The sequence below is a fragment of the Cellulomonas sp. P1_C4 genome (genome assembly GCF_056406355.1).
This window is the reverse complement of sequence record NZ_JBFUAI010000002.1, coordinates 157,994-181,530: the sequence shown is the minus strand read 5'-3', so window position 1 is coordinate 181,530 and position 23,537 is coordinate 157,994. Positions and strand designations below refer to the sequence as shown.

The 23,537-nt window shown below is 73.4% G+C and carries 23 protein-coding genes; 10 read left to right on the top strand and 13 right to left on the bottom strand.

Annotated elements, in window-relative coordinates:
- Positions 1–45: 45 nt before the first annotated feature.
- From AC1DYZ_RS02385 to AC1DYZ_RS02370, 4 genes are all read left to right on the top strand, one after another.
- On the top strand, positions 46–867 hold the full coding sequence (locus AC1DYZ_RS02385) for an ABC transporter ATP-binding protein (RefSeq protein WP_477063618.1): 822 nt from the start codon (positions 46–48) through the stop codon (positions 865–867).
- Between the two features lie 43 nt (positions 868–910).
- Complete coding sequence (locus AC1DYZ_RS02380) at positions 911–1,882, top strand: ABC transporter substrate-binding protein (protein ID WP_477063682.1); 972 nt, start codon at positions 911–913, stop codon at positions 1,880–1,882.
- A gap of 35 nt (positions 1,883–1,917) precedes the next feature.
- The gene (locus tag AC1DYZ_RS02375) at positions 1,918–4,041 is read left to right on the top strand and encodes an iron ABC transporter permease (RefSeq protein WP_477063617.1); all 2,124 of its coding nucleotides are present in this window, start codon (positions 1,918–1,920) and stop codon (positions 4,039–4,041) included.
- A 101-nt stretch (positions 4,042–4,142) separates the two neighbouring features.
- On the top strand, positions 4,143–5,045 hold the full coding sequence (locus AC1DYZ_RS02370; protein WP_477063681.1) for a siderophore-interacting protein: 903 nt from the start codon (positions 4,143–4,145) through the stop codon (positions 5,043–5,045).
- A gap of 2 nt (positions 5,046–5,047) precedes the next feature.
- Here AC1DYZ_RS02370 and AC1DYZ_RS02365 read toward each other — a convergent pair whose 3' ends face one another.
- From AC1DYZ_RS02365 to AC1DYZ_RS02340, 6 genes are all read right to left on the bottom strand, one after another.
- Positions 5,048–5,884, bottom strand: a complete 837-nt coding sequence (locus AC1DYZ_RS02365) for an alpha/beta fold hydrolase (protein WP_477063616.1) — start codon at positions 5,882–5,884, stop codon at positions 5,048–5,050.
- 42 nt (positions 5,885–5,926) lie between these two features.
- Positions 5,927–6,751, bottom strand: coding sequence for an alpha/beta fold hydrolase (locus AC1DYZ_RS02360; protein ID WP_477063615.1), 825 nt, complete (start codon positions 6,749–6,751; stop codon positions 5,927–5,929).
- A gap of 26 nt (positions 6,752–6,777) precedes the next feature.
- Positions 6,778–7,560, bottom strand: coding sequence for an SDR family NAD(P)-dependent oxidoreductase (locus AC1DYZ_RS02355; protein ID WP_477063614.1), 783 nt, complete (start codon positions 7,558–7,560; stop codon positions 6,778–6,780).
- Between the two features lie 52 nt (positions 7,561–7,612).
- Positions 7,613–10,351 carry a helix-turn-helix transcriptional regulator gene (locus AC1DYZ_RS02350; protein ID WP_477063613.1) on the bottom strand — a complete coding sequence of 913 codons (2,739 nt, stop codon included), beginning with the start codon at positions 10,349–10,351 and terminating at the stop codon, positions 7,613–7,615.
- A gap of 120 nt (positions 10,352–10,471) precedes the next feature.
- Positions 10,472–10,723 (bottom strand): hypothetical protein, encoded by a 252-nt coding sequence (locus AC1DYZ_RS02345; RefSeq protein WP_477063612.1) that lies wholly within the window; start codon positions 10,721–10,723, stop codon positions 10,472–10,474.
- On the bottom strand, positions 10,720–12,243 hold the full coding sequence (locus AC1DYZ_RS02340; RefSeq protein WP_477063611.1) for an MFS transporter: 1,524 nt from the start codon (positions 12,241–12,243) through the stop codon (positions 10,720–10,722). Before AC1DYZ_RS02340 ends, AC1DYZ_RS02345 begins: the two co-directional genes overlap by 4 nt.
- 113 nt (positions 12,244–12,356) lie before the next feature.
- Between AC1DYZ_RS02340 and AC1DYZ_RS02335 the strand changes: the two genes are divergently transcribed.
- The 4 genes from AC1DYZ_RS02335 to AC1DYZ_RS02320 all read left to right on the top strand — a co-directional run bounded on the left by AC1DYZ_RS02335 (position 12,357) and on the right by AC1DYZ_RS02320 (position 14,719).
- Entirely contained in the window at positions 12,357–12,929 is a 573-nt protein-coding gene (locus AC1DYZ_RS02335; protein WP_477063610.1) for a TetR/AcrR family transcriptional regulator, read from the top strand.
- A gap of 2 nt (positions 12,930–12,931) precedes the next feature.
- The gene (locus AC1DYZ_RS02330; RefSeq protein ID WP_477063609.1) at positions 12,932–13,849 is read left to right on the top strand and encodes a pseudouridine synthase; all 918 of its coding nucleotides are present in this window, start codon (positions 12,932–12,934) and stop codon (positions 13,847–13,849) included.
- A gap of 70 nt (positions 13,850–13,919) precedes the next feature.
- Complete coding sequence (locus AC1DYZ_RS02325; RefSeq protein ID WP_477063608.1) at positions 13,920–14,231, top strand: YtxH domain-containing protein; 312 nt, start codon at positions 13,920–13,922, stop codon at positions 14,229–14,231.
- Complete coding sequence (locus AC1DYZ_RS02320; RefSeq protein ID WP_477063607.1) at positions 14,228–14,719, top strand: DUF427 domain-containing protein; 492 nt, start codon at positions 14,228–14,230, stop codon at positions 14,717–14,719. The genes AC1DYZ_RS02325 and AC1DYZ_RS02320 overlap by 4 nt, the downstream gene beginning before the upstream one ends.
- Positions 14,720–14,788: 69 nt before the next feature.
- Here the strand turns inward: AC1DYZ_RS02320 and AC1DYZ_RS02315 are convergent, their stop codons facing one another.
- A complete protein-coding gene (locus AC1DYZ_RS02315; protein WP_477063606.1) occupies positions 14,789–15,295 on the bottom strand; it encodes a gluconokinase in 507 nt (168 codons plus the stop codon).
- Positions 15,296–15,514: 219 nt separating this feature from the next.
- On the opposite strand from AC1DYZ_RS02315, the gene AC1DYZ_RS02310 reads away from it, so the two are divergent.
- Positions 15,515–16,798 (top strand): MFS transporter, encoded by a 1,284-nt coding sequence (locus tag AC1DYZ_RS02310; protein WP_477063605.1) that lies wholly within the window; start codon positions 15,515–15,517, stop codon positions 16,796–16,798.
- On the opposite strand, the gene AC1DYZ_RS02305 is transcribed toward AC1DYZ_RS02310, so the two are convergent.
- The 5 genes from AC1DYZ_RS02305 to AC1DYZ_RS02285 all read right to left on the bottom strand — a co-directional run bounded on the left by AC1DYZ_RS02305 (position 16,795) and on the right by AC1DYZ_RS02285 (position 21,445).
- Positions 16,795–18,552, bottom strand: coding sequence for a pyruvate dehydrogenase (locus AC1DYZ_RS02305; protein WP_477063604.1), 1,758 nt, complete (start codon positions 18,550–18,552; stop codon positions 16,795–16,797). The two genes, AC1DYZ_RS02310 and AC1DYZ_RS02305, sit on opposite strands and share 4 nt — an antisense overlap.
- A gap of 68 nt (positions 18,553–18,620) precedes the next feature.
- On the bottom strand, positions 18,621–19,301 hold the full coding sequence (locus AC1DYZ_RS02300; RefSeq protein WP_477063603.1) for an SRPBCC family protein: 681 nt from the start codon (positions 19,299–19,301) through the stop codon (positions 18,621–18,623).
- A 1-nt stretch (position 19,302) separates the two neighbouring features.
- Positions 19,303–19,899 carry an ArsR/SmtB family transcription factor gene (locus AC1DYZ_RS02295; RefSeq protein WP_456824061.1) on the bottom strand — a complete coding sequence of 199 codons (597 nt, stop codon included), beginning with the start codon at positions 19,897–19,899 and terminating at the stop codon, positions 19,303–19,305.
- Between the two features lie 13 nt (positions 19,900–19,912).
- Positions 19,913–20,053 carry a hypothetical protein gene (locus AC1DYZ_RS02290; RefSeq protein WP_477063602.1) on the bottom strand — a complete coding sequence of 47 codons (141 nt, stop codon included), beginning with the start codon at positions 20,051–20,053 and terminating at the stop codon, positions 19,913–19,915.
- A gap of 78 nt (positions 20,054–20,131) precedes the next feature.
- Positions 20,132–21,445, bottom strand: coding sequence for an MFS transporter (locus tag AC1DYZ_RS02285; RefSeq protein WP_477063601.1), 1,314 nt, complete (start codon positions 21,443–21,445; stop codon positions 20,132–20,134).
- Positions 21,446–21,503: 58 nt separating this feature from the next.
- Between AC1DYZ_RS02285 and AC1DYZ_RS02280 the strand changes: the two genes are divergently transcribed.
- Positions 21,504–21,800 (top strand): GNAT family N-acetyltransferase, encoded by a 297-nt coding sequence (locus AC1DYZ_RS02280; protein ID WP_477063600.1) that lies wholly within the window; start codon positions 21,504–21,506, stop codon positions 21,798–21,800.
- A gap of 4 nt (positions 21,801–21,804) precedes the next feature.
- Here AC1DYZ_RS02280 and pgm read toward each other — a convergent pair whose 3' ends face one another.
- Entirely contained in the window at positions 21,805–23,478 is a 1,674-nt protein-coding gene (pgm, locus tag AC1DYZ_RS02275) for a phosphoglucomutase (alpha-D-glucose-1,6-bisphosphate-dependent) (RefSeq protein WP_477063599.1), read from the bottom strand.
- Between the last annotated feature and the right edge of the window lie 59 nt (positions 23,479–23,537).

The window sequence follows — 23,537 nt, the reverse complement described above, 5'->3', positions numbered from 1 at the left end:
GATGAGGTTTGGCAAACCTTACTTAGTGCAGGCTAACCTGCACTCGTGAGCACCCCCGACGCGCTGCGCGGCGACGACCTGACGCTGGCCTACCACGGCACGGTCGTCGTGACGGCGGCCGGCCTGCGACTGCAGCCCGGCCAGGTCACGGCCCTCATCGGCCCCAACGGCTCGGGCAAGTCCACGCTGCTGAGGGCGCTCGCGCGGCTGCACACCCCGGAGAGCGGCACGGTCAGCCTGCCGGACGTCCCCGACGCGCACGCGCTGTCCGCCAAGGACTTCGCGCGCCGCGTGACCCTGCTGTCCCAGTCGCGGCCGACGCCGTCGGGGGTCAGCGTGCGGGACGTCGTGGGCTACGGGCGGCACCCGTACCGCGGGCGCTGGCGGCAGGACGACGCAGACGGCCCGCGCGCGATCGCGTGGGCCATGGAGGTCACGGGCGTCGGGTCGATGGCCGACCGCGGCGTCGACGAGCTGTCCGGGGGCGAGCTCCAGCGCGTCTGGCTGGCCACGTGCCTCGCGCAGGACACGCGCGTCCTGCTCCTCGACGAGCCGACGACGTACCTCGACCTGCGCTACCAGGTGGAGATCCTCGACCTGGTGCGGGACCTGGCCGACGACCACGGCGTCGCCGTCGGCGTCGTCCTGCACGACCTCGACCAGGCGGCGTCCGTCGCCGACCACGTGGTGCTGCTGCGCCGCGGCGTCGTCGTCGGTTCCGGCCGCCCGCACGAGGTGCTCACGGCCGACGCGCTCACCGACACGTACGGCATCCGCATCGAGGTGGTGCGCGACGAGCACACCGGCCGCGTGCACACCCGGCCCGTCGGCAAGCACACGCATCGCTCGCACCTGACCACCGTCTAGTACCCCGTTCACGCCAACTCTGAAGGACACCCMTGTGCGCAAGATGACCCTGCCTGCCCTCCTCGCGGGCGCGGCCCTGCTGCTCGCCGCCTGCGGCACCACGGAAGACGCCGCCGAGGCGGCCGAGGCGCCTTCTGCCGCCACCGGCGGCCCGGTCTCGATCACCGACGATCGCGGCACCGTCGAGCTCGACGCGCCCGCCACCAAGGTGGTCTCGCTCGAGTGGGGCCTCACGGAGAACCTGCTGACGCTCGGCGTCACGCCCGTGGGCGCGGCCGACGTCGCGGGCTACAACACCTGGGACACCGTCGTGCCGCTGGACGCGTCGACGCCCGACGTGGGCTTCCGTGGCGAGCCGTCGCTGGACGCGATCGCCGCCCTGGAGCCCGACCTGGTGGTCACCACCACGGACCTGCCCGCCGAGGTCATCGAGCAGATCGAGGCCGAGTACCCCGTGATCGCGCTGCGCGGCTCGGACGCGTCCGACCCGATCGGCAAGATGCGCGGCACGCTCGAGATCCTGGGCGAGGCGACCGGCACCTCGGACGAGGCGGAGGCGGCGCTCGCGGACTTCGACGCCAAGGTCGACGAGGCGAAGGCGACGCTCGGCGAGGCCGGCAAGGCCGGGGCGGCCTTCACGTTCGCCGACGGCTGGGTGGCGGACGGGACCGTCTCGATCCGGATGTACACGCCGGGGTCCTACCTGGGCGGCGTCGCGGGCCTGCTCGGCCTCGAGAACGCGTGGACCGGCGAGGGCGACCCCGACTACGGCCTGGCGCAGACCGACGTCGAGGGCCTGACCAGCCTCGGTGACCTCGAGTTCCTGTACGTGGGCAACGACACCGACGGCGGCGACGCCTTCAAGGACGGGCTGACCGGGAACGCGATCTGGGAGCAGCTTCCCTTCGTCGTCGCCGGGAACACGACCCGCCTGCCCGACGGCATCTGGATGTTCGGCGGCCCGGAGTCGGGCGAGGCGTTCATCGACGCCGCCGTGGCCGCGATCACCGCCTGACCTCGGAGCCCGCCACCATGAGCGTGGATGCACCGATGAGTGCAGCGTCCGTCGCTGGGGATCCTGCACGCAGGGCCGCTCCGGGGACGCCGACGGGAGCGCCGCCGAGCGCCGGCCGGGCGCGACGCGGGCGGATCACGGCCGTCTTCGTCGCGGCGGTGCTCCTCGTGGTGCTGCTCGCGGCCGTCGACCTCACGCTCGGCACGTCACGAGTCGGGCTCGGGGACCTGCTGGGGCTGCTCACGGGCTCGAGCGACGACGAGACCCTCGCGGTGCTGGTCGCGTCGCGCGCGCCGCGGGTGCTCGCCGGGCTGCTGGTCGGCGTCGCGCTGGGCATGTCCGGCAGCGCGCTGCAGTCGGTGGCGCGCAACCCGCTGGCTTCGCCTGACACGCTCGCGGTCAACGCCGGGGCGTACTTCACGGTGGTCCTCGCCGCGGTGACGGGGTTCGCGCTGCCGTTCGCGGTCAGCGGCGCGCTGGCGTTCGTCGGCGGGCTCGCGGCGGCCGCGCTGGTGCTCGCGATCGCGCGCGGCGGGGCCGAGGGGCCGACGCGGCTGGTGCTCGCCGGGTCGGCGACCATGCTGGCGCTGTCGTCGGTGACGATCCTGCTGATGATCCTGTTCGCGCAGGAGACGCAGGGGATGTTCGCGTGGGGCGAGGGCTCGATCGTCCAGTCCGGCACGACGAAGGTGGTGCAGGCGGCGCCCGTGGTGCTGCTCGCGGCGATGGTCCTCGTGGTCTGGTCGAGGCGGCTGGATGTGCTCGCGCTCGGCGACGACACCGCGTCCGTGCTCGGACTCGACGTCCGGCGCACGCGCGTGGTCACTGTCCTGCTCGCGGTGCTCCTGGCCGCGCTCGCGGTCACGGTGGCCGGACCGATCGGCTTCGTCGGGCTCAGCGCGCCGGTGATCGCGCGGCTGGTCGCCGGGCGTGTCCCCGGCCTCGCGCACCACCGGCTCCTGCTGCCCCTCGCGGCGCTGACGGGCTGCATCGTGGTGCTGGCCGCCGACGTGCTGCTGCGCCTCGCGGTGCCGGGCGTCGCCGGCGTGGCGATCCCGACCGGCGTCGTCACCACGCTGTTCGGCGCGGCGATCATGGTCTGGCTCGCCCGGCGCCTGCGCGACTCGGGCCCCGCGCGCAGCACGGCGGCCGTCGGGGCGCACCCGGCGTCGCGGCGGCGCGTGGCGCTCGTCGTCGGCACCCTGGTCGTCGCGGTGGTCGCCGCGCTCGTCGCCGGCTTCCTGCTGGGTGACCGCCTGCTGCTGATGGGGGACGTGGCGAACTGGTTCGCGGGCGTCAGCGGGCGCCAGGTGAGCTTCGTGCTGGACCAGCGCACGCCCCGCGTGCTCGCCGCGCTGCTGGCCGGTGCGGCCCTCGGGCTCGCCGGCACCACCGTGCAGGCCGTGGCGCGCAACCCGCTCGCCGACCCGGGCCTGCTCGGCATCACGGGCGGCGCCGGCGTCGGCGCGGTGCTGGCGATCGTCCTGTTCCCGGGGTCGACCATCTGGGTCGTCTCCGCCGCCGCGTGCCTGGGCGCACTCTCGACGTTCGCGCTGGTCTACGGGCTGGCCAACCGTCGCGGGTTGAGCTCGGACCGGCTGGTGCTCGTCGGCATCGGCGTCTCGGCCGTCGCGACGTCGCTCATCACCCTGATCGTCGTCCTCACCAGCCCGTACAACACGACCATGGCGCTCACCTGGCTGTCGGGCTCGACCTACGGGCGCACGGCCGCGCAGGTGTGGCCGGTGGCGATCGCGCTCGTGATCCTCACGCCGCTGGTCGTGCGCTGGCGCCGGGACCTCGACGTGCTGTCGGTCGACGACGACGTGGCCCGCGTGCTCGGCGTGCAGCTCGAGCGGACCCGCCTCGGGGTGCTGGTGGTGACCGCGCTGCTCACGGCCGTCGCGGTGTCCGCGATCGGTGTCGTCGGATTCGTCGGGCTCATGGCTCCGCACCTGGCTCGCTCGCTCGTCGGGTCGTCGCACGCGCGCGTGGTCCCGGTCGCCGCGCTGCTGGGCGCACTGCTGGTCAGCGTCGCCGACACCCTGGGCCGCACGGTCATCGCCCCCGCGCAGATCCCCGCCGGCCTGCTCACGGCCATGATCGGCGCCCCGTACTTCATCTCCCTGCTGTGGCGGACCCGAAGGAGCGCACTGTGACAAGGACTGCTGTGACGAACGCCGCGGTGAGGACAGCCTCACCTTCCTCTACCCTGGACGACGTGCCCGTCTCGGTCGAAGCCCCAGCGCTGCCCTTCCGCATGTTCGCGGTGCAGGTGGCTGCCGTCCAGACCATGTGCCCGAGCGTGCTGCGCGTGACGTTCACGGGCGACGACCTGGACCGCTTCGCGGACAACGGCTTCGACCAGCGGATCAAGTTCTTCCTGCCCCTGGCTGATGCCTCGTACGACGAGCTGCTCAGCCTCTCGGGCAGCGACGACTGGTACGGCCGCTGGCGCGCGATGCCCGACGACCGTCGCCACCCGATCCGCACCTACACGGCCCGCGGCGTGCGCCAGGACCGTCGCGAGGTCGACGTCGACATCGTGCTGCACGGCGACCTCGGCCCGGCCTCGCGCTGGGCGCTGTCCGCCGCACCCGGCGACGACCTGGTGATCCTCGGCCCCAACGCCGAGGCCACCGGCCCGCACGGCGGCGTCGACTTCGTCCCCCCGGCCCACACCGACCGCCTGCTCATCGCCGGCGACGAGACCGCGCTGCCCGCCATCGCGGGGATCCTCGAGCGCCTCCCCGCCGACGCGCGGGGCGAGGCTCTCATCGAGATGCCGCTCTCGGGCGACCGCCTGCCGATGGACGCGCCCGCCGGCGTGACCGTCCGCTGGTACGGCCGCGACGGTCGCGCGCACGGCGAGCTGCTCGTCCCCGCTGTCCAGGCCGCGTGCGCCCGGCTGCTGCCGGGCCAGGCGCCCGCGGCGGACGTCGAGCTCGAGGACGTGGACGTCGACTCCGGGTTGCTCTGGGAGGTGCCCGTCGACGGGTCGGGCGTCCCGCTGCGAACCGACGCCGCGCTCTACGCCTGGCTCGCCGGAGAGGCCGCCGTCATCAAGACCCTGCGCCGGCACCTCGTGGCCGAGTGCGGCGTCGACCGCAAGGCCGTCGCGTTCATGGGGTACTGGCGGGCCGGCCGCTCCGAGGCGAACTAGCCCTACGCCACCGAGCCGGCCTCCGAGGACGCGCCGACTCCGAAGCCCTTGCCCGCGAGCCAGTCGATGGCGAACTCGGCGACCTCGGACCAGCCGGAGTCGATGGTCAGCGAGTGGCCCTTGCCCTCGAACTCGTGGTACTCGGTCGACGAGGCCGTGTTGTCCGAGTAGAGGTCGAACACCTGCCGGGTCACCTTGGCCGGGACGGTGTGGTCGACCGATCCCGACGTGAGCAGGAGCGGCCCGCGGACGGCCGTGTGGGTGTCGATCTCGGCCGGGGAGTGGCGGGAGAAGTTGGCGGCGGCGTCCTCGAACAGGGGGCGGCCGGGGCCGGGGATCGTCCACGCCTCCCAGAGCTGGTCCGACTCCTCGTCGCTGAGCGCGTTGCCGAAGCTGTAGCGGAACTCCTTGGCGGTCAGGGCGACCGTGCGCTTCTTGTTGGCCGGGTTGCCCAGCACCGGCAGGCCGGACTTGAGCTGGGAGAACGGCAGCGCCTTGGCGCCCTTGATGGGGGCCGGGTCGATGGCGACGGCCGCGACGGCGAGGTCGTGGGCGAGCAGCTCCTGGGCGATGAGGCCGCCGAAGGAGTGGCCGATCACGATCGGCTTGATGCCCTCCGCCTCGAAGATGCCGGCGTAGTGCTCGCAGATCGCCGTGATGCCGACGTCGTTCTGCGGCTCGGGGTGCTCACGGGTCTCCGCGACCGTGGCGGCCTCGCCCGGCCAGCCCGGGGCGGTCGCCGTGAAGCCGCGGGTGGCGAGCAGGTCGATCCAGGGTGCCCACGCGGACGCGTGGATCCAGAGGCCGTGGATGAGGACGACGGGCGGGTTCTCGGTCATGTCGGTGCTCCTTGAGTGTGGGGCGAGGGTAGGAACTGGGGTTCAGCGGCCGGCGGCGCTGAGGATGACCTGGACGACGGCGTCGGGGCGGCTGAGCATCGGGACGTGCGAGGTGTTCAGCTCGACGGTGGTGGAGCCGGCGCGGGCGGCCATCACGCGCTCGGCCTCCGGCGGGATCGCGTGGTCCTTCGTCGCGACGACGTACCAGGACGGGATCGTGCGCCAGGCGGGGACGCCGGACGGGGTGCCGAGCGCGGAGGCGAGCAGCGGGCGCTGCCCTGCCGCCATCACCTGGGCCTGCGACGGGGGCAGGTCCGCCGCGAAGACGTCCCGGAAGAACGCCGGGTCGATGTAGGCGTCCACGTCACCGGGTGCGGCGCCCGCGGTCGGCCGGACGACGATGTGCTGGCCGAGCAGGGCGGTCCCGCCACCCAGCGCGTTGGCGGCGCCGATGCTCTCACCCTCCTCGAGCGCGTACGCGGCGACATAGACGAGGGCCTTGATGTTCCCGTTGCCGGTGGCGGCGTTGGTGATGACGGCGCCGCCGTAGGAGTGGCCGACGAGCACGACCGGTCCGGAGACGGTCGCCAGGAACGAGCGCAGGTAGTCGGCGTCCGGGGTGATGCCGCGCAGCGGGTTGGCCGGGGCGTAGACGGTGTAGCCCTTGTGCTGCAACCGCTGCGTGACCTCCGACCAGCTCGACGCGTCGGCGAACGCGCCGTGCACGAGGACGATCGTCGGCTTGGGTGCCTCCGGGCGGTGGGCGCTCGCGCTGCCCATGGTGAACGCGGCGGCGAGGGTGAACAGCAGCGTGGCGGCGACCATGCGGACGACGGCGCGGGCGCTGCGGGCGATCGGTGCGGGCATGGCGGTCTCCTGGGTGGGTGAGCCGGTCACAGCGTGGTGACGAGCCCGCCGTCGATGCGGATGTCGATGCCCGTCGCGTTCCAGGCGCGGGCGCCGGCGAGCAGGACGACGAGGTCGGCGACCTCGTCGGGACGGGTGAACCTGCCGGTCGCGGAGTCGGCGGCGGCGCCGGCGGCGACGTCCGAGGCGCTCCGGCCGGTGCGGGCGGCGATCGTCTCGGCGACGCCGCCCCCGCCCAGCCACAGGTCGGTGGCGACCGGGCCGGGGCTGATGGTGTTGACGCGGACGCCGAGCGGACCGACCTCGCGGGACAAGGACTTGCAGAAGTTGGTCAGCGCCGCCTTCGCGGAGCTGTAGTCGATGACAGCCGGGTCGGCCAGCGAGGCGTTGACCGAGCTGATGGTCACGACGGACGACGGCGCGCTCGCCAGCAGGTGCGGCAACGCCGCTCGCGTCGCCCGGACCGCAGGCATGAGGTTCGTCGCGAAGGCCCACAGCCAGTCCTCGTCGGTCACCGAGGCGAAGCCGTCCAGGCGCGGGCGGACGCCGCCGATGTTGTTGACCAGCACGTCGAGCCGGCCGTGCGCGGCGACCGCGGCGTCGATCAGCAGCCCGGGACCGTCGGCCGTGGCGAGGTCACCGGTGACGATCTGCACGTCGCCGCCGACCGCCTCCAGCTCGGCGTTCGACGACCGCACGCCGGCGACGACCACGGCGCCCTCCGCAGCCAGCGCGCGGACGATCGCGAGACCGATGCCCCGGCTCGCGCCGGTGACGACGACGACCTTGCCTGCCAGCTCCTGGTCCATGCGTCCACCGGACCACGACGCCCGGAATGTCCGCACCCGGGAAAGACCCCAGTCAGCGCCCCAGCGGGCCGCGCAGCTCCCGCCGTGAGGTGGCCCCCGTCTTGCGCAGGATCTTCGTCATGTGGAACTCGACGGTCGACGCGGTGACGAACAGGCTCGACGCGATCTCGGAGTTCGTCATGCCGCGCGCGGCGAGGCCTGCGATCCGGGACTCCTGCGGCGTGAGAGTCCCGTCGCCCTGGTCCCGAGCGGGTGCCGAGGTCCGTACGCCGGTCGCGAGGAGCGCGGAACGGGCGCGCTCGGCGAAGGCGCCGGCCCCCATCGCGGCGAACATCTCGTGCGCGCGTCGCAGCTGCACCCGGGCGTCGGTGCGACGCCCGCAGCGCCGCAACCACTCCCCGTAGAGCAGATGGCAGCGCGCGAGGTCCGTGGCGACGTTCGTCGTCTGCAGCAGCGCCAGGGCGGTGGTGAACAGCTCCTCGGCCTGGTCGTCGTCGGCGAGCAACGCCCGCGACCGAGCCAGCAGCCCGGCCGCGACCGGCGTCGAGACGGCCGCCGCCCGGGCGGTCAGTCGGTCCAGGGCGCGCCGCGCGCCCGCGTCGTCGCCCGACCGCGCCGCGGCCTCGACCAGGTCCGGCAGGGAGGTGGTCGAGAAGCCGGGGGTGTCGTCGTCGAAGATCTCCGTGAGCAGGTCGCGCGCGCCCGCGTAGTCCTGCTGACCGAGCGCCAGGATCGCCAGGCAGTGGGCGCCGAACGACGTCCAGAGCCCGAGGCTCTGCTGCCCGCGCATGAAGCCGGCGAGCTCGCGCGTCTGCGCGTCGCGACCCTGCCATGCGTACAGCAGCACCCACGGGGCCTCGCTGCGCAGGCCGTACGCCGCGCTGAGCTCCTGGCTCTCGGCGTAGAGGACCGTCGCCTCGGCGAACCGCCCCTCGCGGACCAGCCCCGCGGCACCGGACGAGAGGGTGATCGAGAGGTCGACCAGTGCGCCCTCCCGGCGCAGCCGCCGCTCGAGCCTGCCGAACAGCTCCCTGCGCGCGTCCTCGTCCCACAGCTCGTCGCAGGCCATCATGGCGAGCAGGACCGCGCCGACGGTGTTCCGTCCGAGGTGGCCGGCGTCGAGGGTCAGCGCGTCGAGGGCGGTGCGCATCGGGCGCACCGCAGCCTCGTACCCCGAGCCGATCCGGATGGCGAACGCGTCGAACAGCTGGTCGAGGGCCTCGAGCTGCGGGCGCCGGCCCGCGGTGGACAGCGTGGCCGCGGCGACCGCCCGGTGCGTCGTGCCGCTGAGGTAGCGACCGGCCAGGACGGCGGACAGCAGCGCCTCGCACAGGCAGCTCCGGATGAAGTCGGTGTCGCCGGGCGCCGCCTCCGCGACGGCCTGCATCAGCGTCGCGGTGGCGCCGGCCGGGCCGGCACGCGCGATGGCGATCTCAGCCTCGACCAGCAGCCCGCGGGCACGCTGCGGGCCCGTCGACGAGGCGGCGCTCTGCTCGACCAGGAGGCCGGCGGTCTCGAGGTCCCCGGACAGGACGTACGCGTCGGCCGCGTCCAGGGTGCGGCGCAGGGCAATCGTCGGGTCCGTGGTGAGCTCGGCGGAGCGTCGCAGGTACGTCGCCTGCGCGGCGTACCCGCCACGTGCGCGGGCGCGCTCGGCCGAGAGCTCCAGCTCGGCGGCGACCGCGTCGTCCGGAGCGCCGGCCGCCTGGGCCAGGTGCCACGCCCGTCGGTCGGGATCGGTCGGGGCGGTCGCCTCGGCGAGGGCGGCGTGCGCCGCCCGGCGCGCGTCCGGCGCCGCGGAGCCGTAGATCGCCGAGCGCACCAGCKGGTGGCTGAACCGCACCTCGTCGCGGACCGAGCAGATCTCCGCGACCGTGGCCGGGTCGGCGTCCGTCGCGGTCAGGCCCCGCAGGTGCGCGGCGCGCCAGACGGTCTGCGGGTCGTCGGCCGAGGCGCAGGCCGCGACGAGCACGAACTCCTGCGTCGCGGCGGGCAGGGCGGCGACGGCGCGCAGGAAGTAGTCCTGGATCCCGCTGGTCATCGGCAACGGGTCGGGCAGCGCCGCCGTGCCGGCGCGCTGCTGTGCGCTCAGCGACTGCGCGATGGTGAGCACGGCGAGCGGGTTGCCGTTGCTGTGCTCGACGATGCTGTCGACGACGGCCGGGTGCATCCGTCCCGTCACCCGCTCGGCGAGCATGCTCGTGGCGGCCGGCGTGGTCAGCCCGGCGAGCTCGATCCGGTCCAGACCGTCGAGCGCCGCCAGGACGGAGGCCTCCTCCCGCGTGGCCAGCACCAGCGCGACGCGCTCGCGCTCCAGCCGCCGGGCGACGAACGACAGCGTGTCGAGCGACTCGCGGTCCAGCCAGTGCGCGTCGTCGACCACGCAAAGCACCGGAGCCGAGCGCCCCGCCGCACCCAGGACCGTGAGGGTCGCGAGCCCCACGAGGAACCGGCTCGGTGCCGGGCCGACCGTCTCGCCGAACGTGACCTGCAGGGCCGACCTCTGCGGTGGTGGGAGGCGCGCGACCTCGTCGGCCAGCGGACGAAGGATCCGGTGCAGGCCGGCGTAGCTCAGCTGCCGTTCCGGCTCCGACCCGGACACCCGCAGTGCCCGAGCGCCGAGCGCGGCGTCGACCATCTCCTGGAGGAGATGGCTCTTGCCGATCCCCGCTTCTCCGACGACGACGACCGACCGGCCGACTCCTGCGGTCGCGTCGGCGACCATCGAGCGCAGGGCGGTCGTCTCCGACTGTCGGCCGACCATGACGTCGGCCCCGCGTCCCTCGGCCATCGGTACGCCCTCGCTCTCGGCGACGCGTCACCGCGGCGGTCGATCCGAACGGTTGCCCCGTACAGCCGTGAACGTACCGCGCCACGCCGCCGGACGGGGCCCGTTCGGGCGACGCGTTCGCTACGGCCGCGCGGGCGCCATCCGGTCGGCCCGGGCGACCGCGTCGGGAATCGTCAGCCTCGTCACCCCACCGCCGTGCTTGTCGACCAGGCGCGGCCCGTTGGCGATCGGACCGGCCCCCCGCCCGCCGCTGGTGTCGAGGACCACCAGGAGGAACGACTCCGCGTCCTCCCGCGCCCGCCGGCGGTCGACGCGCAGGTACGCGGAGTCCAGAGTCGCTTCGACGGCCGCGACGGCCTCGTCCAGGGTCATGCCGCGATTCTCGCCGCTTCGGTCGGTGCGGCGGGCGAGGCCGGGCGCCGAGGCAGAGCGAGAGCCGCGACCAGCGCGACGCCGGCGAGCACCGCCGCGACCCAGAAGAGCGCCGACGAGCCCGTCGCGACCGCCGTCCGCGCCGCGTCCTGGACGGCGGTCGGCAAGGCCGCGACGACGCCGGGCGTCAGCGACGCGGCGTCGACGCCGTCCGGCATCGCGGCGGCGACCGTGCTCGAGAACAGCGCACCGAGCGCGCCCGCTCCGACGGCGGCACCGATCATCCGCATGAAGCCCGCGGCGCCCGTGGCCGCGCCGACCTCGCCGCCGGGCACCGAGTTCTGCACGAGCACCATGGGCGTCTGGAACAGGAGCCCGATGCCGAACCCGGCCAGCACCATGTAGGCCGCGGTGAGCCAACCGGACGTGTCGACGGTCATGGTGGCCAGCAGGACGCTCGCCGCCACGAGCAGCGACGTGCCGACCACCATGGTCGGGCGGAAGCGGGCGGGGCTCGTCGTGAAGCGGCCCGTGAGCACGCCGACCACGATCGCGGGCAGCAGCAGGGGAAGCAGCAGCAGGCCGCTGCTGCTGGCGGAGCGGCCCTGCACCAGCTGCAGGAAGACCGGCAGGTAGTTCATGGCGCTCGTCATGACGGCCCCCATGCCCAGGGCGAGCACGACGAACGAGAGCACGACCGAGCGGGTGCGGAACAGGTCCAGCGGGAGGACGGGGTGCGCCGCACGGCCCTCGACGACGACCAGCGCGCCGATGGCGACCGCGGCGACGAGGAGGGCGCCGATCACCTGCCACGAGCCCCATCCGTACCGGTGGCCGCCCCACGTCGCGGCGAGCACCAGGCCTGAGCTCGCGAACACGACCGCGACCAGCCCGGCGACGTCCACCCGACCGCCGCGGGGTCGCACGGGCAGACGGACGAACGCCAGCACACCGGCGATCGACGCCAGGACCAGCGGCACGTTCAGCAGGAAGATCCAGCGCCAGCCCAGGTGCTCGGTGATGACGCCGCCGGCCCACGGCCCGACGATCATCGACACCGGCGCGATCGCGCCGAGGATGCCCTGGTAGCGGGCCCGGCGGTCGGGCGGCGCGACGTCCGCGACCACCGCGAGCAGGCTGGTGAACGTCATGCCGGCTCCGAGGCCCTGCAGCGTCCGCGCGCCGATAAGGGCGCCCATGCTCGGCGCCAGCCCGGTGAGCACCGAACCGACGCCGAACGCCACAAGCGCGGCGAGCAGCAGGCGGCGCCGGCCGAACATGTCGCCCAGCCGGCCGGCGACGACCATGCCGATCGCCATCGCCAGGAGGTAGGAGGTGGTGATCCAGGCGAGGCTGTCGAAGCCGCCGAGGTCGCCGGCGATGGTCGGCAGCGCGGTTGCGGCGACCAGGGCGTCGAGCTGGAGGGGGACCAGGGCCAGCGCGAGGCTGACCATGATGAGCGCGATCCGTCGGGGCCTCAGGCCGTTCTCGGGCGGGCGTGGCATCGTGTCGGTGGCCATCTCGTCCTCGCTTACTTGTCGACCGGCTAGTAACGAGGTCGAGAGTAGACCCGGTTACTTGCCGGTCGTCAAGTAGGCTTGCTGAGAGCAGCCACAGGAAAGGAGCCCTGCCGATGCCCMGCGACGGGAGCGCCACCCGCGAGCAGATCGTGACGGTGGCCATGCGACGGTTCGTCGAGCACGGCTACGACAAGACGTCCCTGCGCGAGATCGCCGACGAGGTCGGCGTGACCAAGGCCGCGCTGTACTACCACTTCCGCACCAAGGAGGACATCGTCGGCAGCGCGATGTCCGGGTACACCGAGCGCTTCGAGGAGCTGGCGTCGTGGGCCGGGGCGGAGCCGTCGAGCCGAGCGCGCGACGAGGAGCTGGTCGACAGGCTGCTCAGCCTGGTGCAGTCGGACGGCGGGATCATCCTGCGGTTCGGGCAGACCAACCCCGCGGTCGTCGAGCGCAGCGAGTTCGGCGGGATGCAGATGGGGGTGCTGCGCACGCTCGTGACCGCCATCGCGGGTCAGGACCCCACGCCGGAGGCCTCCCTGCGCGCGACCCTGCTGTTCGCGGCGCTGGTGCTCGGCGCCGTCGGTGGGGAGTCGCCGCTCCCGATCGGCGGCGACCAGGCGGCTCGCACAGCCGCCGCGCGGGCGGTCGCTCTGGACCTGCTCGCGCCGCTGCGAGAGCCGTAGACGTGCCTCCTCGATCCCCTCTGCCGGCCCGGCACGGGCTGAGCGCCGCGTGGCTGCGCACCCCGGACCGCTCGCCGGAGGCGGGGTGGGCGACCATGGGCGACTGGCTCCGGGACCGGCTGCCGGCGTACGTCGACGTCGCGGAGATGCTGGTCAGCGAGCGTTTCGTCGACGAGGTCGGTCGGCCGGTCCTCGCCGACGACGCCTACGCCCCGCACCGGTTCGTGTGGTTCCACCGCGACCTGCGTGACGAGCCCGAGGTGACCGCGCCGATCCACGTGGTGCATCGCGACGAGCGCCTCGTGGTGGTGGACAAGCCGGCGTTCCTGTCGTCCATCCCGCGCGGTCGGCACGTGCAGCAGAGCGTCGTCGTCCGCCTGCGCGCCCAGCTCGGCCTGCCGGACCTGTCCCCGCTGCACCGCCTCGACCGGGTGACGTCGGGCCTGCTGATGCTGGCGACCGAGCCCCGCTGGCGCGGGCCGTACCAGACGCTGTTCGAGCACCGCGCGGTGCACAAGACGTACTGGGCGCTGGCACCGCTGCGCGAGGACCTAATCTTCCCGGCCGTGGTCCGCAACCACATCCGCAAGGAGCGCGGAGCCTGGCAGGCCGAGGTGGTGCCCGACGCCCCGGTCAACGCGGAGACCCGCGTCGAGCTCGAGTCGGAGGCGGACGGTCGCGGGGTGTACCGCCTGACGCCCCGCACGGGCCGCACGCACCAGCTCCGGCTGCACCTGCACGGCCTGGGCATCCCGATCGTCGACGACCCGCTGTACCCCGTGGTGCAGGACGTCGCGGTCGACGACTTCAGCAGACCGCTGCAGCTGTTGGCCGGGGGGCTCGCGTTCACCGACCCCGTCGACGGCACCGACCGACGGTTCCGCAGCGTCCGACGCCTCCCGCTGACGGCCGGGCACTGACCCCTCCTGCCGCGCGGTCCCGCCGAACCCTGCCTACGCTCGAACCTTGGGACGAGCAACGGAGGACCGCATGAAGAAGGTCGTGTTTCTCGCGGGCGTGGGCACCGCGTACCTGTTCGGCACCACGTCCGGCCGTCGCCAGCTGGCGAAGTTCAAGGTCTGGGCCACCGATGTGTGGCAGGACCCGCGCGTGCAGGACTACGTGCAGGAGTACGAGAGCAAGGCGACGGAGTTCGCGAAGACGCAGGGCGCCGCACTCTGGGAGAAGGCCGTCGACACGGCCACGGGCGCGATGTCGAGCTCGACCACCAAGTACGACCGCGACGACGTCGTCGTCGAGCCCCTGATGGACGCCGACGACGCCAACCCCGGACAGCGGTGACGCCGGTCCCGCTGTCGGCCGCACCCGGGCAGGAGTCGGTCTGGGACTACCCGCGGCCGCCGCGCGTCGAGCCCACGACGGAGCGCGTCGTCGTGACGCTCGACGGGCACCCGGTCGCGCTGACGACGGAGGCCGTCCGGGTGCTCGAGACGAGCCACCCGCCCGTGTACTACCTGCCCTTCGACGCGTTCGAGGCCGGCGTGCTGGAGGCGGCCGTCGGGTCGTCGGCCTGCGAGTTCAAGGGCATCGCCGACTACCTCTCGGTCCGCGCGGGCGGCCGTCTGCTGTCGCGCGTGGGATGGACCTACCCGACGCCCATGCCGGGCTACGAGGTCCTCGCCGACCGGGTTGCGCTCTACGCCGACGAGCTGACCTGCACCGTCGACGGCGAGCAGGTGCAGCCGCAGGCCGGCGGGTTCTACGGCGGCTGGATCACGTCGCGCGTCGTCGGCCCGTTCAAGGGCTCGCCGGGCACGCGCGGCTGGTGACCGGGTCGACGACGACCGCGCAGGGGCGGGGGTGGCCGCCCGGCGGCATCTCGTGCGAAACCCTCGGTCTCAGCGCGCCTCAGCCAGCAGCCGCAGGGCCTCGTCGGCGGTCTGCTCCGGGGTGCCGACGACCGGGACGTCCACGCCGTCCTCGTCGGGACCCAGGGGTTCGAGGGTGGCCAGCTGCGAGGCCAGCAGCGTCGCCGGCATGAAGTGGCCCGTGCGTTCCGCGAGCCGCCGGGCGAGCGTCTCGGGCGGGACCACCAGGTGCACGAACCGCACGCGGCCCTTCGCGGTCCGCAGGATGTCGCGGTAGGAGCGGCGCAGCGACGAGCACGTGACCACCGTCGACCCGCCCGTGGCCGTCATCGCGTCGCGGATCGCGCGCAGCCACGGGCCGCGATCGGCGTCGGTGAGCGCCCGGCCCGCGCGCATCGCCTCGACGTTGGCCGCGGGGTGGAGGTCGTCGCCCTCGATCATCGGCCACCCGAGCCTGGTGGCGAGGAGCGCCGCGGTCGTCGACTTCCCGGTTCCCGACACCCCCATGACGACGAGGTGCTCGACAGCGCTGCTCACGGGGCAAGGGTGGCACGCGATCCGCCGCCCACTGCGCGAACTCGTGGGTTTGCGACGAAGTCGTCAGTCGCAACCCGCGACCTCGTCGCGAACCCGCGACCTCGTGACTGCGCGTCGAGCTCGCCGGTTCGGACCGGCGAGATGGGCGGCGAGTCACGAGCTCGGCGCCGGCGCTGGACGTCGGGCGGGCTGCGTCGCCCGGGCAACTAAACTCGCCCGATGCCCTCGTTCGTCGTCGACACCACACCCCTGCGCGCCAGCCCGGCGTTCCGGCGGCTGTGGTGGGGGCTGTCGATCTCGAACCTCGGGGCGCAGCTCACCGTCGTCGCGGTGGGGCTGCAGGTCTACGAGCTCACCCAGTCGACCGCGTCCGTCGGCATCCTGGGGCTCTGCGCGCTGGTGCCGCTGGTGTTCTTCGGCCTGTACGGCGGCGCGATCTCCGACCACTACGACCGCCGCACGGTGGCGCTGATCGCGTCGTTCGTGGCGTGGGGCGCGACGATCGGGCTGGCCGTGCAGGCGTGGCTGGGCAACTCGCAGGTGTGGGTCCTGTTCCTGCTGGTCGCCGTGCAGTCGGGGGCCTTCGCGGTGAACGCGCCCGCGCGGTCGGCCATCATCCCGCGGCTGCTCGACCCGACGCTCCTGCCCGCGGCGAACGCCCTGCAGACGCTCGGGTTCAGCGTCGCGTTCACGGTGGGTCCGCTGCTGGGGGCCGCGCTGGTGGCCGCCTTCGACTACGGCGTCGCCTACACGCTCGACGCGGTGCTGTTCACGGCGGCGCTCGCGGCGGTGTTCCGCCTGCCCCCGCAGCCGCCGGAGCACTCCGAGACGCGCCGCGAGCGGGCCGGGCTCGCGTCCGTGGTCGACGGCTTCCGGTACCTGGGCACGCAGCGGAACGTGCGCATGACGTTCGCGGTCGACCTGGTCGCCATGATCACGTCGTCGCCGCGCGTGCTGTTCCCGGCCGTCGGCCTGGTGTACCTCGGCGGGGGTGCGACGACGACCGGCGTCATGGCGGCCTCGGCGGCGGTCGGTGTCGGGCTCGCGGGGCTGTTCTCCGGCGGCCTGACCCGGATCCGGTGGCAGGGCCGGATCATCGCGGTCGCCATCACGATCTGGGGTCTGGCCATCGCCGGGTTCGGGCTGGTGCTGGTGCTGGCCGGCCAGTCGCACCCCGACCAGGTGCTCTGGCTGGCGCTCGCGATCGCCGTGCTCATGCTCGTGGTCGCCGGGGCCAGCGACGCGATCAGCTCGGTGTTCCGGCAGACGATCCTGCAGACGGCCACGCCCGACGACATGCGCGGCCGCCTCCAGGGCGTCTTCATCGTCGTCGTCGCGGGCGGCCCGCGGCTGGGCGAGGCACTGCTCGGCGGGGCCGCGGCCAAGATCGGCGAGGGGTGGGCCGCGGTCATCGGCGGCTGCCTCTGCGTGGTGCTGCTGTGGGTCCTGGTCAGGTCGCAGCGCTCGTTCTGGGACTACGACGCGCGCCATCCGGTGCCTTAAGGCCGGGGCACGTTCCGCAGGTTCGAGCGCGCCATGGCCATGACCTCGCCGAGCCCGCCGCCGAGCACCTCCTTGCTCATGGCCGCGGTGAACCCGGAGACCTGGGCGCGCGTGATCTTCGGCGGCAGCGACAGCGCGCGCGGGTCGGTGACCAGGTCGATCAGCGCGGGGCCGTCGTGCGAGAACGCCTCGCGCAGGGCCACCCGGATGTCCGTGGGCTTCTCCACGCGGACCGCCGGGATGCCGATGGCTGACGCGATCGCCGCGTAGTCCACCGGCGGGGTGTCCGTCGCGTAGGACGGCAGGCCGTCGACGAGCATCTCGAGCCGGACCATGCCCAGCGTCGCGTTGTCGAAGAGCACGATCTTCACGGGCAGCTCGAGCACCTTCACGGTGATGAGCTCGCCCAGCAGCATCGACAGCCCGCCGTCGCCGGCCATGGCGACGACGTGCCGCCCGCCACCCGACAGGGCCGCGCCGATCGCGTGCGGGACCGCGTTGGCCATCGACCCGTGCAGGAACGACCCGATGACGCGGCGCCTGCCGTTCGGCGTGATGTACCGGGCCGCCCAGACGTTGCACATGCCGGTGTCGACCGTGAAGACCGCGTCGTCGGGGGCCTCCTCGTCCAGCAGCACGGCCGCGTACTCGGGGTGGATGGGCTCGGTGTGCTCGACGTCGCGCGTGTACGCGCCGACCACCCCGCTCATCGCCTTCGCCTGCTTCTTCAGCATCTGGTCGAGGAACCGGTGGCTCCGCTTCGGCTGCACCAGCTCCAGCAGCGCCTTCGCGGTCTCGCCGACGTCCCCGAGCACCACCAGGTCGTTGCGCGTCCGACGCCCGAGCCGGGTCGGCTCGATGTCGACCTGCGCGGTGCGGACACCGGACGGCAGGAACTGGTCGTACGGGAAGTCGGTACCGAGCAGGAGCAGCAGGTCGGCGCCCTCCATGGCGGACTGGCACGCGCCGTACCCGAGCAGCCCGGACATGCCGACGTCGAACGGGTTGTCGACCTGGATGTGCTCCTTGCCGCGCAGGCTGTGGCCGACCGGCGCGTGGAGCAGGCGGGCCAGCGCGAGCACCTCGGCCCGCGCGCCGCGCACCCCGGCCCCGGCGAAGATGGTCACCTTGCCGGCCGCGTCGATGGCCTCGGCGAGCGCACGCACGGCGCCTCCGTCGGGAACCACCCGCGGGGGTGGCGGGGGAGTGAGCACATCGATGCCGGCGTCGGGGGCGTCGAGGTCGGCGATGTCGCCCGGCAGCGTCAGGACTGCGACGCCCGGGGCGCCGTACGCGTGGTGGATCGCCGACCGGATGACCCGCGGCGCCTGCGCGGCCGTCGAGATCATCTCGGAGAACACTGAGCACTCGAGGAACAGCCGGTCCGGGTGCGTCTCCTGGAAGAACTGCGTCCCGATCTGCGCGCTCGGGATGTGCGACGCGATCGCCAGCACGGGGACGCGGGAGCGGTTGGCGTCGTAGAGGCCGTTGATCAGGTGCAGGTTGCCCGGACCGCAGGACCCGGCGCAGACGGCCAGGCGTCCGGTCAGCTCGGCCTCGGCGGCCGCGGCGAACGCGCCGGCCTCCTCGTGCCGCACGTGCACCCAGGTGATGTCGACGCCGTCCTCATGCGCACGCCGGACGGCGTCGACCACCGGGTTAAGGCTGTCGCCGACGATGCCGTAGATGTGCCGGGCGCCGGCGGCGACCAGCTGGGCGACGAGCAGGTCGGCGATGGATCGACGTCGTGCCACGGGGGCCTCCGGGTGCGGTGGGCGGTCGGCCCATCGTGTGCCCCGGTGGTCACGCCCGCACGCCGACGTCAGGCGTAGACCTTCTCCAGCCAGCCGTCCCAGGCCGCGGCCGTCGCCTCGGCGTCGGCCCCCGGTGCGAAGTCGTGCACGGCGACGCCCACCGGGGCGCCCCAGGCGTTGCGACCGAAGAAGCGGACCAGCGCCGTCTCGGTGCGCAGGCCGAGGAAGTGCTCGGTGTCGTAGTCGACGACCACCTCGGCCGGGCTGCCGGGCAGGGAGGTGAGGTCCAGCGCGTCCCGCAGTCGCGCGAACCCGTCGGGGGTGTTCGACGCCGCGGGAGCGTCGGTCGACGAGTAGACGACCGGGCGGCGGCTGAAGTGCGCGATGTACTCGGACAGCGTGTGCAGGTAGAAGTCGGTGTGCGCGCCGGCGCCGTCGTACTGGTTGTCCCAGTCGTCGACGAAGACCCCGGAGTGCACGTAGCGCAGATGGGTACGCCCGCCCTCGAGCGGCGTCAGCACCTCCTCGACCTGGTTGAACCAGCCGTCCGGGCCCTCCATGCGTCCCGAGAGGTGGCGCGGCGGGTCCCACGCGACGACCGTGCCACCGAACGCGGCGGCGCCGCCGACGCGGGGCTCGTACTCCATGGGCCACAGCCAGCCGCCGTTCCCGTCGGTGATCGCGTCCCAGACCTCCTCCGCGGGGGCGTCGATGTCGTGCTCGCGGACGATCTCGAACTCGCGGGCCATGTCAGTTCTCCTTGGTCGAGGTGATCGGTGTCTTGAGGGCGGGGTGCAGGGCGACGACGAACCGGTGGTCGCGGCCGTCGGGGGCGTCGTACCTGCCGACGAGGTCGGCGAGCAGGACGGACAGCTCGTCGGCGAACGAGGCGCGGGAGGCCGCGCTGGCGAACCGAACCTGGCCGTCGACGGCGTAGGTGGCCAGCCGCTGGCCGGCTTGCTGGGCGCCGATGATGAGCGAGCCCATCTCGTGCACGAGCCGGGCGCCGAGCGCGAGCATCCACTGCGCGGAGAGCTGGTCACGCAGGGCGTCGGCGTCCGGCGCCACGGCGGGCAGCGCGACGGGTGAGATCACGTACGACGCCGCGGTCGCCTGGAGCACGCGCTCGGTCATGTTGCCCTTGCGGCGCTCGTCGACGAGGACGACCAGGCCGTGCTTCTCGAGCGTGCGCAGGTGGTAGTTGACCTGCTGGCGGGACAGCCCGAGCGGACCCGACAGGGACGTGGCCGACCCGGGCGAGGCGAGCGCCGCCAACAGCCGTGCGCGGGTGGGGTCGAGCGCGGCCTCGGCGACGGCGGGGTCCTCGATGACGGTGATGTCGAGCATGGGGACGACCGTGTCACCGAAAACAAGTCATGTCAAGAAAGAGGCTGCTTTCAAGCCAGGCCGCCAGCGCCACGTGGAGGTTCGCCGAGACCGTCGCGCGGTGGCCGTCGACCCAGTCGCCCTCGAACTTCCGCGGGGTGATCTCGATCGCCATCGAGGCAGTGCCGCATCCGGTACAGCTCGAGCCGCGCGGCCGCGGACGGGCTGGTGACGAGCTCGCGGAGGGCGTCGATCACGGCCCGAGGGTACCGACCGCCCGCGCCGGTTCCACGGCCTCCGCGACCTCGCACGCCGCCACGGCCGCGCCACCGGTCGCGGACGGGGACCCGGCCTCGACGGAGTCGTGGACGTGCTCGCCGGCGTCGCCGCGCAGGGTCCGGAAGGCCGCCAGCGTGGCGACGACCGCGAACCCGGCGGACACGACGACCACCAGGAACCCGGCGTGCGACCCGTTCGCGTCGATCTGCGCGCCCGCGATGGACGACCCGACCGACACGCCGACGCCGAGCGAGGTGCCCACCCAGGTGAGCCCCTCGGTCAGCCGCTCCCGCGGCACCAGGTCCTGGACTAGCCCGTTGCCGTTGATCAGCGTCGGCGCGATGGCGAACCCGGCGACGAACATGACGGCCGCCAGCGCGACGAGGGACTGCACGAGGAAGAAGAAGCAGACGCCGACGGCGAGCGCGACGACGCCCGTGGCGAACCGCAGGTGCAGCGGCCGCTTCCACTGCCGGGTGCCGTAGAGCAGGCCGGAGATGAGCGAGCCGAGCGCGAAGATCGCCAGGATGATGCCGGCGGTTCCCTTGTGACCGGACTCGTCGGCGAAGGCCACGGTCGAGACGTCGGTGGCGCCGAAGATCGAGCCCATGGCCACGAACACGAGCGCCAGGACGATCATGCCCGGCCTGGCCAGCACCGAGCCGCGGGGGCGCGGGCTGCCGACCGGGGCGGCCGGGGGCTCGGTGTGCCGCAACGAGAGGAACCAGTAGCCGCCGACGATCATCGCGACGAGGGGCACGACGAGCCCGGCGGTCGGGGCGACGCCGGTGGCGAGGAGCGTGGCGAGCACGGGGCCGACGATGAAGACCAGCTCGTCGAGCGCCGACTCCAGCGAGTAGGCGGTGTGCATCCGGTGGGCGTCGTCGCCGAGCACCCGCGCCCAGCGCGCCCGGACCAGCGACCCGAACGACCCGATGGCCGCGCCCGTGACGACCGCCGCGAGGTACAGCCAGGCCTCGTGGGCCTCCGTCGAGGCCGCGACCACGAGGCCGACCAGCCCGACGGCCGCGATCGCGATGGCGGGGCGCATGACCCGCGACTGCCCGTGCCGGTCGACCAGGCGGGCCAGCTGGGGCGAGCACAACGCCTGCGCGACGACGTACACCGCGGAGACCTTGCCGGCCAGGCCGTAGGAGTCGTAGAGCGACGAGACCATGAGCACGATGCCGATGCCGACCATCGACATGGGCAGCCGGGCGACCACGCCCGAGCCGGAGAACGCGAGCGCCCCGGGACGCGACAGCACGTCTCTGTAGGGCTGGAGCATGAAGTCAGTGTGTCATCAGGTCTACCGCCGTCGCCCGTCGTGCCCCACCATCGATGACATGACGGATGTGCAGGTCAGCGACGCTCCCGACGAGCACCGGTTCGAGGCGCGCAGCCCGGACGGCGAGCTCATGGGGTTCTCGGTGTACGACACGATCGGCCCGACGGTGATCTTCACGCACACCGAGGTCGACCCGAAGTTCGAGGGGCAGGGCGTCGCGTCGACGCTGGTGAAGGCAGCCCTCGACGCGGTCCGCGCGAGTGGCCGGGACGTGGTCGCGTTCTGCCCGTACGTGAAGGCGTGGATCGCCCGGCACCCCGACTATCAGGACCTGCTGCGCCCCGTCCGAGGCTGACGCGCTACCCGCCCAGGGCTGCCGACACCACGTCCTTCGCCTCCGCCTGCACCTGCGCCAGGTGCTCGGCGGACACGAACGACTCGGCGTAGATCTTGTAGACGTCCTCGGTGCCCGACGGCCGGGCGGCGAACCAGGCGTTCTGCGTGGTGACCTTGAGGCCGCCGATCGCCGCGCCGTTGCCGGGCGCGTTGGTCAGCTTGGCGGTGATCGTCTCGCCGGCCAGCGACGTGGCGGTCACCTGGTCGGGCGTGAGCTTCGACAGGGTCGCCTTCTGCTCGCGGGAGGCGGCCGCGTCGACCCGCGCGTACCAGGACTCGCCGAACTCGGCGACGAGGTCGCGGTGGTGCGCCGACGGCGACTTGCCGGTGGTCGCCAGGATCTCCGAGGCCAGCAGTGCCGGCAGGATGCCGTCCTTGTCGGTGGTCCACACGGTGCCGTCCTTGCGCAGGAACGACGCCCCGGCGGACTCCTCGCCGCCGAAGCCGACCGACCCGTCCACCAGCCCGGGCACGAACCACTTGAACCCCACGGGCACCTCGAGCAGCGTCCGCCCGAGCTTGCCGGCCACGCGGTCGATGAGGCTGGACGAGACGAGCGTCTTGCCGATGGCGGTCCCGGCCGGCCAGCCCCGCCGCGCCCCGCCGTACAGGTAGGAGATGGCGACCGCGAGGTAGTGGTTCGGGTTCATCAGGCCGTCGGGCGTGACGATGCCGTGCCGGTCGGCGTCGGCGTCGTTGCCGGTCGCGATGTCGAAGGGTGCGGGGTCGCCGGCCATGCGGGCGACGAGCGACGCCATCGCGTACGGCGACGAGCAGTCCATCCGGATCTTGCCGTCCCAGTCGAGCGTCATGAACGCCCACCGCGGGTCGACGGTCGGGTTCACCACGGTGAGGTCGAGCCCGTAGTACTCGCCGATCTCGCCCCAGTACTCGACGGACGCGCCACCGAGCGGGTCGGCGCCGATGCGCACGCCCGACGCGCGGATGGCCTCGACGTCGATGACGTTGGCCAGGTCCGCGACGTACGACGACAGGTAGTCGTGCTTGAGGGTGGTGTCGGCCGCCAGCGCGGTCTCGGCGCTCACTCGCGGGACGCTCTTCCACCCGGTCGAGAGGATCTCGTTGGCGCGGTCGGCGATCCACCCGGTAGCCTCGGACCCCGCGGGACCGCCGTGCGGCGGGTTGTACTTGAAGCCGCCGTCGCGCGGCGGGTTGTGGGACGGGGTGACGACGATGCCGTCGGCCAGGCCCGGTCCCTGCGTGCGGACGCCCTCGGAGCTGCCGGCGCCGTTGTGCCGCAGGATCGCGTGCGAGACGCCCGGCGTCGGGGTCCACGAGTCGCGGGCGTCGACGTGCACCTCGACGTCGGCGGCCGCGAGCACCTCGAGCGCGGACCGCCAGGCCGGGTCGGACAGCGCGTGGGTGTCGCGGCCGATGAACAGGGGACCGTCGGTGCCCTGGTCCCGGCGGTACTCGACGATCGCGGCCGTGATGGCGACGATGTGCGCCTCGTTGAACGCGGTGTCCAGCGCCGACCCACGGTGGCCGCTGGTGCCGAAGACCACGCGCTGCGCCGGGTCGTCGAGGTCGGGTTCACGGTCGTAGTACGCGCCGGTCAGGGCGTCGAGATCGACGAGGTCGGACGGTTGGGCGGGTGTTCCGGCACGCGGGTCCATGTCGCGATCCTCCCTTAACGCCCGGTGTCACGCGACCCCCTCCCCGGCTGGTCGCCCTG

What these genes read in the sequence shown, in the direction of transcription:
- AC1DYZ_RS02380 (WP_477063682.1), top strand. Translation starts at nt 911, where the DNA reads ATGACCCTGCCTGCCCTCCTCGCGGGCGCGGCCCTGCTGCTCGCCGCC.
- AC1DYZ_RS02375 (WP_477063617.1), top strand. Translation starts at nt 1,918, where the DNA reads ATGAGTGCAGCGTCCGTCGCTGGGGATCCTGCACGCAGGGCCGCTCCG.
- AC1DYZ_RS02370 (WP_477063681.1), top strand. Translation starts at nt 4,143, where the DNA reads ATGTTCGCGGTGCAGGTGGCTGCCGTCCAGACCATGTGCCCGAGCGTG.
- AC1DYZ_RS02365 (WP_477063616.1), bottom strand. Translation starts at nt 5,884, where the DNA reads ATGACCGAGAACCCGCCCGTCGTCCTCATCCACGGCCTCTGGATCCAC.
- AC1DYZ_RS02360 (WP_477063615.1), bottom strand. Translation starts at nt 6,751, where the DNA reads ATGCCCGCACCGATCGCCCGCAGCGCCCGCGCCGTCGTCCGCATGGTC.
- AC1DYZ_RS02355 (WP_477063614.1), bottom strand. Translation starts at nt 7,560, where the DNA reads ATGGACCAGGAGCTGGCAGGCAAGGTCGTCGTCGTCACCGGCGCGAGC.
- AC1DYZ_RS02345 (WP_477063612.1), bottom strand. Translation starts at nt 10,723, where the DNA reads ATGACCCTGGACGAGGCCGTCGCGGCCGTCGAAGCGACTCTGGACTCC.
- AC1DYZ_RS02340 (WP_477063611.1), bottom strand. Translation starts at nt 12,243, where the DNA reads ATGGCCACCGACACGATGCCACGCCCGCCCGAGAACGGCCTGAGGCCC.
- AC1DYZ_RS02325 (WP_477063608.1), top strand. Translation starts at nt 13,920, where the DNA reads ATGAAGAAGGTCGTGTTTCTCGCGGGCGTGGGCACCGCGTACCTGTTC.
- AC1DYZ_RS02310 (WP_477063605.1), top strand. Translation starts at nt 15,515, where the DNA reads ATGCCCTCGTTCGTCGTCGACACCACACCCCTGCGCGCCAGCCCGGCG.
- AC1DYZ_RS02300 (WP_477063603.1), bottom strand. Translation starts at nt 19,301, where the DNA reads ATGGCCCGCGAGTTCGAGATCGTCCGCGAGCACGACATCGACGCCCCC.
- AC1DYZ_RS02295 (WP_456824061.1), bottom strand. Translation starts at nt 19,899, where the DNA reads ATGCTCGACATCACCGTCATCGAGGACCCCGCCGTCGCCGAGGCCGCG.
- AC1DYZ_RS02290 (WP_477063602.1), bottom strand. Translation starts at nt 20,053, where the DNA reads ATGGCGATCGAGATCACCCCGCGGAAGTTCGAGGGCGACTGGGTCGAC.
- AC1DYZ_RS02285 (WP_477063601.1), bottom strand. Translation starts at nt 21,445, where the DNA reads ATGCTCCAGCCCTACAGAGACGTGCTGTCGCGTCCCGGGGCGCTCGCG.
- AC1DYZ_RS02280 (WP_477063600.1), top strand. Translation starts at nt 21,504, where the DNA reads ATGACGGATGTGCAGGTCAGCGACGCTCCCGACGAGCACCGGTTCGAG.
- pgm (WP_477063599.1), bottom strand. Translation starts at nt 23,478, where the DNA reads ATGGACCCGCGTGCCGGAACACCCGCCCAACCGTCCGACCTCGTCGAT.